We start from the raw sequence: 13,526 nt of genomic DNA, 5'->3' as shown, positions 1-13,526 counted from the left end.
ACTCTAATTGTTTGTTTCTGTATAATAAATATTAAATTTTAATCTTTTATCCACATTTGGAGATAAATTCCCATGCAACACCGTTCCTTCTGGAGAAATAACAGATGCTCTAGGAACTCTTGTAATACTATCTATGACAGTTTTTAAAGCTGAATTTCCAACCAAATTAATGTTTTGCGTAACTACCAGCCCTAGCTTTACATTTGTAGAGTCTTTGTTTAAAACGTTCTTTATATGCTCGGTAATCCTTATTTTATAACTAACTCCTGCACCGCTTTCATCTCTTTCCAATCTACTGGAATGTGAGATGAGAGAATTTAAAGGACTTTCAGTATTTAAGGTGGGATCTATTAGATAATCGAACAATTGCTCGTTGGTTTTTAAATTGTATAAGTAAATTCTTTCTGGTTCAGATTCCCCAATTTCAACTCTATCCTGATCTACAAAAAAGGTTAGGTTTGCTTCGTTGATCAACCAGTTATTAGCTCTCAATTCTGCTAATTCTGCTTCATCTTCGAACAATCTAATGACTGAAACCACGCCTTCTCCTCCTTTTAAAAACAAATTCTTAGCTCCTGCCTCAGAATTTGTTTCCGTAATTTCTGAAGCTATCCCCGCTGGAAAATCTTGTGAAAACGTGTTTACGGTATTTGTTCCAAAATTCAATTTATAAGATGCCGGTTGTCCTATCATTTCAGTAGTATCCCCATCCCCATCAGAATCGGAAGAATCTTCTACTTGGGAAGTATAATAAATCATAATTCCTACATCTGGATTAGTAAGATAACTGAAATCCAGCAATAACATATTACCGCCTCCATTTAAAGGTTCAGCCTTAAAATAGAGTCCTCTAATAAAGTTATTGAAGTTGTTATTATTGAAAAGCTCTATAGAACCTTCTTTATTAATAATATTCTCTTGAAAAAATTGTACTGGTAAATTAGCTCTAAGTCGGGGAGTAGTACGAATGGTGTCCACTTCATTTTGCTCATTGAACCCTTCATAAACCACCTCATTGTTTGATGGTAAAAAATTCTCGTTCGTATACAAAGGAGCTCCAATTAAATTATTTTCGAAAACAGGCCCTTGGTTAGAGTAATATTTTTGAACGCTAGCAAAATCGGCTTCTGGATCAAAATTATTAAGGAAAAAATTAGATCTACTAACCGTTAATTTATACGGAGAATCACCAAAAATAGAATCCAATTCATAAACCGGATTTCCATCTTCTCCCGTTTCAACTACCGTACTATAATAGGCGAGTGTTAATACAACACTGTCCACAACAGGCTGATCCCCGAACTCGGGGCTAGTTGTAGACAAGGATAATTGGGTTAAAACACTCGCTACTTGTTGCCCATAAACTGGATCATTATAAATTCCTAACAAATTTATAGCAGTTCCATCTGTAGTCCGCCCATTGGTTTGAACTGGCCCAATTTTATTGCTATAACCAATCACTCCAGCTTCATAAAGGGGGATGGAATCAAACTGTCCCACAAGCCTGCCGCCAATGGTATTAAAATCGTCATCACATGAGGTAAATGCCAACACCAATAGCATTGCTACTGAAACCAGGCGTGCTCTTTTCAAAAAATTCATTCGGTATAAATTACTTATTGTGATAATACTTGAGTATCGTAAAAATCTTGGTATGCAGTAGAAAATTCTTCTGGTGTTTTATAATCCAAAACCGGAATTTCCTGCTTATTTAGGTATTTTGATAATTCTGCCGGAATATTATTTCCACCAATAATCACCGCATCAGAATTATCTATTGCGGTTTTCATCAAATTAACATAGGTAGGTTTTTTCAAATGCTTTACATTATTATTTTCCAACCCATCAAAAAGAATTTTCTTGTGCATTCCTGCATCTAACGATTCATCGAAACTTTGATTGTATATAGAGGTAACAATTTTTGCGCCAGAAAATAATGGCTCGTTTCCGTAGTAGTTCCTTAGGTATAATGGCAATAATGAAGATAACCAACCATGAACGTGTATAATATCTGGGGACCAGTTTAATTTCTTTACTGTTTCAATTACTCCTTTGGCAAAGAAAATTGCACGTTCGTCGTTATCTGGAAACAAATTCCCGTCCTCATCTGTAAGTGTTGCTTTTCTCTTGAAATAATCTTCGTTATCTATAAAATAAACCTGCATCCGTTCTTTTGGAATAGAGGCAACCTTAATAATTAACGGCATATCCAGATCGTCTATCACCAAATTCATCCCAGACAACCTAATCACTTCATGCAACTGATGCCTTCTTTCATTGATGTTGCCATAACGTGGCATAAATATCCTAATTTGTCCTCCTAAACCATTTACCATTCTGGCAGCTTCAAAAGACATAGATGATATATCGGTTTCGGGCAGGTAAGGAATAACTTCAGATGATACGTACAATATCCTCTTATCTTTCATAAATGTTTTGCTTTTGCGAATAAAAAACACGCAAAATTACAAAATTTTATGCAGTTTGCCAGTAATATATTAAGTTTGCACGCTGTTAATTTTATAATAAAATGCAGATTATTAAAGAGAAAGCGACCTTGACAGAGGTTATTTCCAAATTAAAATCCAAAGATTCCTCCATAGGATTCGTGCCTACAATGGGCGCATTGCATGAAGGGCACTTGTCTTTGATTAGGCAAGCTGCTGCTGTTTGTGATGTCGTTGTAGTGAGTATTTTTATCAATCCCACCCAGTTCGATAATGCAATAGATTTGGACAAATATCCCAGAACATTGGATTCTGACATCCAAAAATTAGAAGAATTGAACCTTAATGTGATTGGTTTTACTCCCTCTGCAGCCGAACTTTATAGTAACAATATCCAGTCTGAACATTTTCAATTTGACGGTTTGGAACATAAAATGGAAGGAAAATACAGAAACGGACATTTTGACGGAGTTGGTACGGTTATAAAAAAACTTTTCGAGATGGTACAGCCCGATAAAGCGTTTTTTGGGGAAAAAGATTACCAACAGTTACAAATAATAAAAAAACTCGTGCAGTGCTACCAGCTTCCCGTAGAAGTAATAGCCTGCCCCATTAATCGGGAACATAACGGGTTAGCAAGAAGTTCCAGAAATGAACGACTAATCCCAAAAATTCGTCTTGAGGCATCGTTTATACATGAAACACTGTTAAAGGCAAAGGATAAATTTGGCATAGAAAGTGCAAATCAGATAACACAATGGGTGGAAAATGAATTTAAAGCACATCCCTATTTCAAATTGGAATATTTCGAGATTGCCGATAGCGAAACATTGAAGCCAATAACAAATGATGTTAATGGTAAACTTGTTCGAGCGTTTATCGCGGTGTATTTCGAAGACATTAGGCTTATAGACAACATAGCCTTAAATTATTAAATAAATTGTATGTTGATTCACGTAGTAAAATCTAAAATTCATCGCGTAAAATGTACTGGCGCCGATCTTAATTACATTGGAAGCATTACCATAGATCAAGACCTTATGGATGCTGCCAATATAATTGAAGGCGAAAAAGTTCAAATAGTAAACAACAATAACGGGGAGCGTTTAGAAACTTATGCCATCCCAGGCCCTAGAAATTCTGGGGAGATAACTCTTAACGGTGCAGCAGCAAGAAGGGTTGCAAAAGGGGATATTCTTATTCTTATTACGTATGCCATTATGGAGCTGGAGGAAGCTAAATCCTTTAAGCCTGCTTTGGTTTTTCCAAATGAAGAAAACAACCTTTTACATTAATACTTGAAGAAAACCACCATTAAAATTTTAAAGATCATACTCCCGCTTTTGTTGGGAGTTTTTTTGATCTGGTTTTCAATAAGAAACTCCACTCCCATAGAAAGGGAAGAGCTCCTGAACAATATCAAATCTGCGAATCCAATTTTTATAATAATTTCTATGATTTGCGGTTTGTTATCCCATCTCTCTAGGGCCTATAGATGGAAGTTCCTTCTCGAGCCATTGGGGTACAAGCCCAAATTTCCAAACAGTTTCATGGCTGTGATGGTAGCGTACCTTGCAAATTTCGGAATCCCAAGATCGGGTGAGGTACTTAGAGGCGTCACTATTTCGAGTTATGAAAATGTTCCTTTTGAAAAAGCCTTCGGAACCATAATTTCTGAAAGGATTTCCGATTTCATTATGCTTTCACTGGTAATTACAATTACCATGATCCTTCAAACAGAATATCTTCTTGCTTATTTTGAAGAGAACAATATCAATCCGTTTATTACAATTGCAATTCTTTTAGGCCTTCTCGCGGTAGGGATTTTGATTTTAAAATTGATTAGATCTTCAAAAATCGGGATCTTCAAAAAAATTAAAAAATTTGCCAAAGGCCTACTGGAAGGAATGCGAAGCATCCTTAAAATGAAACAAAAAGGAGCATTTTTGTTTCATACCCTCTTTATTTGGGGAATGTACATTTGCATGTTCTACGCCTTGATATTTACGGTTCCCGAAACATCTGGGCTTCCTTTGGGAGTGGTTTTATTGGCATTTGTAGTGGGTTCCTTTGCTATTTCGGCAACCAACGGCGGAATCGGGGTATATCCTATAGCTATTGGGGCTAGCCTTATGCTTTTTGGAGTTAGCAAACAGGGCGGTGAAGCCTTTGGTTGGATTACTTGGGGAACTCAAACCCTGCTCGTAATTATCGTGGGGGGACTATCTTTCTTGTTCCTTCCCATTTATAACCGTAAAAAATAAAAAGCTATATTGTGCGTGACAATTAAAACCTCACCTATGCACAAAACATTATTTTTAATTTGTCTGTTTATTGCCCCTAACCTATTTACAGCACAAACCATTTACAAATCTTTAAAGTCCTCAAAACTAGGCGAAGAACGAGAGTTAAAAATCCAACTTCCCCGAAATTACGACAAGAACAAAGAAAAATCCTATCCTGTCCTCATCGTTCTGGATGGCGATTATTTATTCGAACCTGTTGCAGGAAATGTAGATTTCTATTCTTATTGGGAGGATATCCCGGAGATGATCGTTGTTGGAATTAAACAAAACAACACCCGAGATTCAGATGCTTTTTATGACGACGAACGCTTTTTACCCTCAAAAACCGGGGCGAAATTCTTTGAGTTTATAGGCATGGAATTAATGACCTATTTAGATGCTCAATATCGCACAGCGCCATTTAGAGTAATTGTGGGGCATGATTATACCGCGAATTTCATCAATTATTATCTGCTTAAAGAAAATCCGCTTTTTCAAGGTTATATAAATATTAGCCCAGATCTTGCACCAGAAATGGCAGATAGGGTTACAGCCGCTTTAACCAAATCCAAAAATAAGATCTGGTATTATCTTGCCACTGCCGAAGAGGATATCCCGTCTCTAAAAGAGGACATTTTAAGTTTCGATAATCAATTGAAAAACATCAAAAATGAAAATTTAAAATACAATTTCGATAATTTTCCCGATGCATCCCATTATACATTGGCCGGAAACGCCATCCCAAAAGCTATAGAGCAAATTTTCGAGGTTTACAGGCCAATTTCTATCTTCGATTATAATAGGATTCTTCTACAAACATCGGTATCGTCTTATAATTTTTTGGTCGAAAAATATGAGAGTATCAAGACCTTGTTTCATGTTAACAAGCAAATAAGATTAAACGATTTTATGGCAGTATACAATGCTATAGAAAAAACCGAAAAATGGGAAGAACTTCATGATCTCTCAAAACTTGCAGGAAAGCATTATCCAACAACTATGCTCGCTACGTATTTCGAAGCCAGGTACGAGGAAGAAACCGGGAATCCCAAAAAAGCCATGCGTATTTATCAAAGAGGCTATGGACAAGAACCTATTTCCTTTTTAACAACAGATTTTATGCTTGATAAAGCAGATAAAATCAAGCAAGATTTCGGATATTAAGCCTTTCTAATAATAAATTGAAATTTCATCATAATCGCACTATGGCAAAGGTAAAAACCACTTTTTATTGTCAGAATTGTGGCACCCAACATTCCAAATGGCAAGGACAATGTTCGGCTTGTAAGGAGTGGAACACGCTGGTGGAAGAAGTTATTCAGACTCCAGATAAAATAGATTGGAAATCCCCCACAACTCGAGAGGTTAAAAAAACTTCCAAACCTTTAAAAATTGCAGAGATCGAAGTTTCTTCAGAAACGAGATTGGATACCAATAATGCCGAACTGAACAGGGTCCTAGGCGGGGGAATTGTTCCTGGATCCCTAACGCTATTGGGTGGGGAACCGGGAATTGGAAAGAGCACTTTATTATTGCAGATCTCGCTTCATCTAAGTCATAAAACTTTATATGTTTCAGGAGAAGAAAGTCAGCAACAAATTAAAATGCGGGCAGAGCGAATAAATCCAAATCCTGCCAATTGCTATATTCTCACGGAAACCAAAACCCAGAACATCTTTAAGCAAATTGAAGCCTTACAACCGGAAATTGTAATTGTGGATTCCATTCAAACCCTGCATAGCGATTATATAGAAAGCTCTCCCGGGAGCATCTCCCAAGTTCGGGAATGTACTGCAGAATTAATAAAATTCGCAAAGGAAACCGGAGTGCCTGTAATTTTGATTGGGCATATCACAAAAGAAGGAAGCATAGCTGGTCCCAAGGTGCTGGAACACATGGTGGATACGGTTTTGCAGTTTGAAGGTGACAGGAATCATGTATATAGAATTTTACGTGCCAATAAAAATAGATTTGGATCTACCCATGAATTGGGAATCTATGAAATGTTGGGCAGCGGATTACGGGAAGTCTCTAATCCCTCTGAAATATTGATCTCCAAGAATGACGAAGGCTTAAGCGGAACCGCAATTTCTTCGACCTTAGAAGGCGTACGCCCTTTAATGATCGAAATCCAGGCATTGGTAAGCTCTGCGGTATATGGAACGCCACAGCGCTCTACAACGGGCTATAACGCAAAGAGATTGAACATGCTATTGGCTGTTCTAGAAAAACGCGCCGGATTTAGGTTAGGGGCAAAGGATGTTTTCTTGAACGTTACCGGTGGAATCAGTGTAGACGATCCTGCGATAGACCTTGCTGTGATTGCTGCTATACTCTCGTCCAATGAAGATATAGCGATACCCAAAGACATTTGTTTTGCTGCTGAAATTGGCTTGGCAGGAGAAATTAGACCGGTCACCAGAGCAGAGCAACGTATTATTGAAGCCGAAAAATTAGGCTATGCAACGATCATGATCTCTTCACAAACCAAGCTTCCAAAAACAAACTATGCCATTACAATTCAAAAAGTAGCAAAAATAGAAGATGTGGTAAGCTATTTATTTGGCTAACATGGCATAATTACTGTGATTTAAAACTCAAAAATTGAAGAATGCACGGTAGGATTATATACTTGTTTTTACTCCTTTTAGTTCTAGAAGGCTGTTCCAAAATCGATAAAGCTAGGGATTTTTTGACAAATCCTACGGCACGTGAAGTTTACCAAAGGGATTTAAAAATAAGTGATGAGTTGTTTGCAATCTGGGAGTCAGAAAAAGATAAGTCGCTAAAGAATGACAGTATATCCATCGGTTTACCTTATCGAGAATCTGGTAGATTTTTCCCTAAAAGTTTTTTGGTTTATTCTTATTTAATGGAACTTCATGGGGGAGATTTGCTTTCGGTAAAAATCAAGCAGGATTCTACCTCATCCCTAACTTTTATCGATATTTTTTCGGTGGAGGATTCAGCTTATAAAAATATTAAAAGTTCAGGATTTGGAGAGCAAACACTACAAGTTGAAATTGAAGAAGACAATATTTATAAAATTGTGGTTCAGCCAGAAATTGATGCCAGTTCATTTTTTACCATAGAAATAAAAAGGTCTCCGTTATACCATTTTCCGGTTGCAGGTGGAAAAAACAGTGATGCGCAAAGTTTTTGGGGTGCCCAGCGGGATGGCGGAAAAAGGTCGCACAAAGGGGTGGATATTTTTGCTAAACGCGGCACGCCAGTAATTGCGGCCGTGGATGGAAGGATAACTTCTAGCGGTGAGAAAGGTTTGGGAGGAAAACAAGTGTGGTTGCGCGATCCCAAAAGGGGGCAATCCTTATATTATGCACATTTGGACAGTATTGCAGCTATTAAAAAGTATCAGGTTAAGGCTGGGGATACCCTGGGTTTTGTGGGAAATACGGGAAACGCCAGAACCACTGCCCCGCATTTACATTTTGGAATTTATCGCAGGTTTGGCGGCGCAATAAATCCCTACCATTTTATTAAACAGGAGGAAAATGAACCCCCTAAAAAAAGCCCTTTTTTACCCGGGAATCAGTTAGGGGTTGTTAAAAACAAAGCGAACATACGAAACTCGAATTCAATTAAAAATTCTGAAATTATTCAAAAGATTCCTGCCGGGGACACGATCCAGATTTTAGGAAAAACCGATGACTGGTATCATATTAAAGCCCCAAACTCCAAGATTCCATCCTTTCTTCATTCTTCTTTGGCAGCCCCAATAAATTAAGGGGCAGGATTAGGGATGGACTCATGCACTTCATTGATCTCTTCAAGAACCTTTTTGGAAAGATGAACTTTTATGCTCCCAATATTTTCCTTTAACTGTTCTAAAGTAGTAGCTCCAATAATCGTGCTTGTAACAAAGGGCTGCATATTTACAAAAGCCAATGCCATTTGTGAAGGATTCAATTGATGCTTTTCAGCTATCTCTGTATATTTTTCAATTGCCTTGACTGCCTGAACATTTCCATATCGGGAATATTGTGGAAATAAGGTCAGTCTGCCTTTTGCATTCTTATCCTTTAAATATTTCCCACTTAGGGAGCCCATTCCCAAAGGCGAATAAGGGAACAAGCCAACATCTTCCCGATGATAAATTTCGGTAAGGCCTATTTCATCCTTTCTATTGAGCAAGCTGTACGGGTTTTGAACCGTACTTATTCTTGGAGCGCCGTTTCTGGCCTCTTCCAAGCAGCGCATCACTCCGAAGGGCGATTCATTGGAAAGCCCAATTTTTCTTATTTTTCCTTCTTTGATAAATTCATTTAAATTGAAAAGGATTTCCTTGAAATTATCTGCCCATTCTTCAGAAGGATCGTCTTCAAACCCACGTTTTCCGAAGAAATTGGAATTCCTTTCCGGCCAATGTAATTGATAGAGATCTATATAATCTGTCTGTAACCTTTTTAAACTCTTTGTGAGCGCATCGTTTAACGCGGCCTTGGAAAAGCCCAGATTTGGTCTAATATGAGCCATGGCACTGCCCGGACCTGTGATTTTGGTAGCTAATACTACTTTATCCCTATTTCCAGTTTTTTGGAACCAACTCCCTATTATTCTCTCTGTGCTTCCCTGCGTATCTTTATGTGCAGGCGTAGAGTACATTTCGGCAGTATCTATAAAATTCACTCCTTCATTTAAAGCATAATCCAGTTGGGCATGCCCTTCTTCTTCTGTATTTTGTTGTCCCCATGTCATGGAGCCTAAACAGATCTTGCTTACTTTAATATCGGAATTTGGAAGAGTGGTATATTTCATTTTAAAAATTTTGTATTCTTCAGAAGTTTATTTCTGAAGGAATTAAAAAAGTTTGAATTATTTTTTGAAACTTTAAATATTGGTGTAAGCCGAGTCTATTTCCAATAAGACCGGGCAATGGTCGCTATGCATCGCATCGGGCAAGATAACCGCACGTTTTAATTTAGATTCCAAAGTTCGAGAAACCAAGTTATAATCTATGCGCCAGCCTTTATTATTTGCACGAGCACCCGCTCTATAGCTCCACCAAGAATATTGATCTGTCGCTTCTTTATTAAAATGTCTGAAAGAATCAATAAATCCGCTTTTCATAAACCCATCTATCCACGCTCTTTCTACCGGAAGAAACCCAGAGGTGTTTTTTAGCCTAACGGGATCATGAATATCTATAGCTTCATGGCAAATATTATAATCGCCACAAATTATTAAATTTGGGATTTGCGTTTTTAAATTATCAATATATCGCTGAAAATCTGCCATATATTGAAGCTTATGTTCCAATCTATTAATATTGGTCCCTGAAGGCAGGTAAAGGCTCATCACCGAAAAACCCTCAAAATCCACTCGAATGTTCCGACCTTCAAAATCCATATAATCGATCCCCGTACCGTACTCAACATGTTTTGGCTCGTGCTTGCTCAAAATTGCGACGCCGCTATAGCCTTTTTTTTTGGCGGGGTACCAGTAATTATATTTATATCCAGCATTCGCAAACACACTAAGATCCAATTGATCTGGGGACGCTTTAATTTCCTGTAAACACACAATATCGGGATTAGCAGCAGATAGCCATTCTATAAATCCTTTTCTAATTGCTGCCCTAATTCCGTTTACATTGTAGGATATTATCTTCATAAATTTTTAATATTTTCCAAAAATAAAAAAATAGCAAATACCTTCTATTATTTTGAAGATAGAAACCCTCAATGAGGGTTTAATCAACAGAGGCTTGCCCGAAAAATTAAGGCAAACTAGTGTCCAAGTATCTGATTATTGAATAGCTTTAGAATTTTACCTTACTATAAACCTCTTCACTATTCCTACATCCCTGGTTCCAATCCTCAAAAGATAAACTCCCCTTGCTGCGTAAGACATATCGAAATCATATTGATATCCCCGTCCATTTAAATTATTGACCTCATTTTCGATCATTTTTTGACCTAGTAAATTATGAACGGTAATTCGCAAAGGTTGGTCAAATTGAGTTTCTAGGAATACCCTATAAATGCCGTCCCGCGGTATTGGGTTTTGTTCCACGATCTCTAGATTGGCCTCATTCAAAAGGAAATCATCGATTTTTAAGGTAGAATCTGTAATCCTAACAGTATAATCATGTGTAGTTCCAAAATCCATCACGCTACATGGATTGTTTAGATCGCCCCCAAAGGAAGTATCCCCAGCACGGACCCTTAATAAATGTTGTCCCAAAGGAGCATCATTTGGCAATGTAAAATCGAAAGAAAAAGCAGTATTGGCAGCAGGAATATTCTGTGAAGAAATCAAAATTTCAGAATCATCGAAGGCGCCATTATCATTAAGATCTATCCACAAAGAGAATTTTTCATCTTGGGGATTGTCAAACAATGTTTTAACAGTAACCGTATAATTACCTATGGATCTATCTAAATCGGTAGAAAGTCCAATATAATCGGCATATCCATTTGTACATGGGATTCGCTCGTTCAAGATATCGCCTAATTCAAAATAAGATAATCCGTCTCCAAAACTAGCACAGTCCGATCCTTCGGGAATACAGCTTAAGTTGGCAACAGACTTGTTTTTGGAATTATTGGTATTGTCTTGATCTCCTTCCAAATTTGTTTCTGCATATATTAAAAACCGTCCAGAAGTTGATAGATTAGCTGTTTGGGAAAAGGTGTACACTGCATTTTCTCCCACTGGAATGGTTCCTGGGAAAACTTCATTTATTTTTCGGTTATTTTCTATTCTATATGCTACTGGGATATTGGATTGTGGCTCCCCGCCAAAATTTTCAATCGTAACTGTAACTTCTTCCGAAGCGGTTAAATTGAGATCTGTTCTTGGGGAATCTATGGACGTAATTCCTACATCTTTTGGAAATAAGTTTTTAACCTCTATAGTGAAAGAATCGTTGTTCTCATTCTCATCGGTATCTAAATTTGTGGCTGCAACAAAGGTATAGATTTGCCCAATTGTTCCAACATTCGCAGGTGTTGCAAATGTAAAATCCACAGAACTTGTTCCAGGAATAGTCCCCGTAAAAGTTTCGGTAACCACAGCTCCACCATCTACAGAGTAACTCACCGGAATATTGGTGTGGGAAGCAATCCCAAAATTTCTAATGGTTACGGTAACTACTTCCGAAGAGGTTAAGGTGGCATTGGTAGGACTTACCAATGCAACAATTCCAACATCATTTGTAAAATCTGGAGCAAGTTTAAAGACCCCAACCCGGTTCTTTCTATCTGGACCATCAAAATATTCTCCATTGTGCCAAAAGGTTAAATCGTCTGCAGGATCTACCGTTAAATGGGCATAATCTCCATATCTTGAGGAAGGATCGGCGCTAATTCCATTAACGATCACCTCTTCCTTTACGGTCATTTGTCCTTTAGGATCATTATTATACCTGCCCGTATATCTAATAGAAGGAAAAATAGGGGTTTCGGGACTGTCATCCAATACCGTAAAACCTAGACCTATGTTGCCATTGGCATCCATACCAATACTTCCAGAATACCTATCGCTTTTGTCTGGCGCATAGGTTCCTTCCTGAAAAACTGCCCAAAGACCCCCATTGGAAGGCTGCCTTAGCTCGTACCAACGAATTCCGGCATGCTCGGCTGCTGTGGCATCTACATCCACCACAAAATTCAACACCGCTGCATTATACGTTGAAAATCGTCTATACTGCGTCATGTACATCATTGTAGCCTGCAAAACATCTAAATCTGGAGCACCTTCTGGCTGTGCAAGATTAGAAAATGCACCACCATCAAAAGTGGCAATAAATGGGGTCACCCCATTGCTTGTCCCCAACTCTTGAGATTCAGCTATTGTGGAATTTCCAGGCGAATTCCAATTTATATTAACGTTCCAGAATTTTAAATGATCTTCGAAAACACCTGCCCAAGCATCATCCTGTAAAAAGATAATGGGAGAATTTCCTCTTGGCGGAAGCTCGCCCCCCATTGCATGAAACCCTGCCGGGCTATAAAACCCATTGGTTCTAATACCTGGTAAGGGAAAAGAGACAACTTTTGCACTTTGCCCCACCAACATTTTGTCCCGTTCAAAAACATAGACAACTTGACTAGTACTGGCGGTGTTCGAATTTTTATTGGTTGTTACATAATACCCATCGCTCCAAACAGAGATTTTTGGATAATCTGGCAATGCTTCATTAGTTGGAAATCTATAGGTATTCCATCCTCCATTTACTGGATCGGAAGTTTGCGAAACTGCAACTAAAAAACTTTCTGGGGTATCACTGAACTGGGTTATCAAAAAGCGATCTGCAAATTCGTCATATAAAATGATTGGATCCCCTAACGTTTCGTTTGTAAATTCTCCTCCGATACTCGAAAGGGAAGCTGGAGGCACAATTTGATTTCCACTTTTATCGAATATAGAAAATGCCGAGTTCCACCCGTTCACATAATGATTTGGGCCCGCAGCCCCTGTTGGGTCCGATGGCGTAGATCTTGTTACTGCTGCATCAAAGGTGAAAAGTGGCGCTTTTGCAGGTAATTCTCCCATTTTGGATTGCAATGCAGCATCTTGTGTTTTTGGCAGACCTTTACCCGGAACCACTTTGTTAATTCCCCTATTCCTTGGGTTCACCAATTTATATTCTGTAGAGGGCGCCTTCATTTTTCGGTTGGAAATTGCTGTTACAGGAACAGCAACTGCAGAATCTATATACACAGGTCCCGATGTTTCTCTTTTTTGTGCTATTATTTGTAAAGAAAAAAGAAGGAAGAACAGCGTAAAGTATGGTATAGTTTTGATCATATTATGGTTCAAGGAGAGCATC

General features: G+C 38.2%; 11 protein-coding genes. 6 read left to right on the top strand and 5 right to left on the bottom strand.

The genetic code is table 11. The features are described from left to right. Window positions 1-3: 3 nt before the first annotated feature. A complete protein-coding gene (locus JM83_RS06945) occupies window positions 4-1,602 on the bottom strand; it encodes a DUF4270 domain-containing protein (RefSeq protein WP_144960655.1) in 1,599 nt (532 codons plus the stop codon). Between the two features lie 14 nt (window positions 1,603-1,616). After that, window positions 1,617-2,429, bottom strand: coding sequence for a glycogen/starch synthase (locus tag JM83_RS06940; RefSeq protein ID WP_144960653.1), 813 nt, complete (start codon window positions 2,427-2,429; stop codon window positions 1,617-1,619). A 101-nt stretch (window positions 2,430-2,530) separates the two neighbouring features. Here JM83_RS06940 and panC point away from each other — a divergent pair, with 101 nt between their 5' ends. Genes panC through JM83_RS06910 form a run of 6 tightly spaced genes read left to right on the top strand, consistent with a single transcriptional unit; the run spans window position 2,531 to window position 8,477 of the window. Continuing rightward, window positions 2,531-3,382 (top strand): pantoate--beta-alanine ligase, encoded by an 852-nt coding sequence (gene panC / locus JM83_RS06935; protein ID WP_144960651.1) that lies wholly within the window; start codon window positions 2,531-2,533, stop codon window positions 3,380-3,382. 9 nt (window positions 3,383-3,391) lie between these two features. Further along, on the top strand, window positions 3,392-3,742 hold the full coding sequence (gene panD, locus JM83_RS06930) for an aspartate 1-decarboxylase (protein WP_144960649.1): 351 nt from the start codon (window positions 3,392-3,394) through the stop codon (window positions 3,740-3,742). A gap of 3 nt (window positions 3,743-3,745) precedes the next feature. After that, window positions 3,746-4,711, top strand: a complete 966-nt coding sequence (locus tag JM83_RS06925; RefSeq protein ID WP_144960647.1) for a YbhN family protein — start codon at window positions 3,746-3,748, stop codon at window positions 4,709-4,711. A 36-nt stretch (window positions 4,712-4,747) separates the two neighbouring features. Further along, the gene (locus tag JM83_RS06920) at window positions 4,748-5,896 is read left to right on the top strand and encodes an alpha/beta hydrolase (protein WP_144960645.1); all 1,149 of its coding nucleotides are present in this window, start codon (window positions 4,748-4,750) and stop codon (window positions 5,894-5,896) included. A 41-nt stretch (window positions 5,897-5,937) separates the two neighbouring features. Next, entirely contained in the window at window positions 5,938-7,302 is a 1,365-nt protein-coding gene (gene radA / locus JM83_RS06915) for a DNA repair protein RadA (protein WP_144960643.1), read from the top strand. Window positions 7,303-7,343: 41 nt separating this feature from the next. After that, window positions 7,344-8,477 carry a M23 family metallopeptidase gene (locus JM83_RS06910; RefSeq protein WP_144960640.1) on the top strand — a complete coding sequence of 378 codons (1,134 nt, stop codon included), beginning with the start codon at window positions 7,344-7,346 and terminating at the stop codon, window positions 8,475-8,477. Here the strand turns inward: JM83_RS06910 and JM83_RS06905 are convergent. The 3 genes from JM83_RS06905 to JM83_RS06895 form a co-directional block, all read right to left on the bottom strand. Then, complete coding sequence (locus tag JM83_RS06905) at window positions 8,474-9,508, bottom strand: aldo/keto reductase (protein WP_144960638.1); 1,035 nt, start codon at window positions 9,506-9,508, stop codon at window positions 8,474-8,476. The genes JM83_RS06910 and JM83_RS06905 overlap by 4 nt on opposite strands. Window positions 9,509-9,580: 72 nt before the next feature. Next, window positions 9,581-10,363 (bottom strand): exodeoxyribonuclease III, encoded by a 783-nt coding sequence (locus tag JM83_RS06900; protein ID WP_144960636.1) that lies wholly within the window; start codon window positions 10,361-10,363, stop codon window positions 9,581-9,583. A 156-nt stretch (window positions 10,364-10,519) separates the two neighbouring features. Next, window positions 10,520-13,504, bottom strand: a complete 2,985-nt coding sequence (locus tag JM83_RS06895) for a T9SS type A sorting domain-containing protein (protein WP_144960633.1) — start codon at window positions 13,502-13,504, stop codon at window positions 10,520-10,522. Window positions 13,505-13,526: the final 22 nt, after the last annotated feature.

The sequence above is a fragment of the Gillisia sp. Hel_I_86 genome, from assembly GCF_007827275.1.
Lineage (GTDB): Bacteria > Bacteroidota > Bacteroidia > Flavobacteriales > Flavobacteriaceae > Gillisia.
The sequence above is the reverse complement of the archived record's forward strand: the minus strand, read 5'-3'. Positions and strand labels throughout refer to the sequence as shown.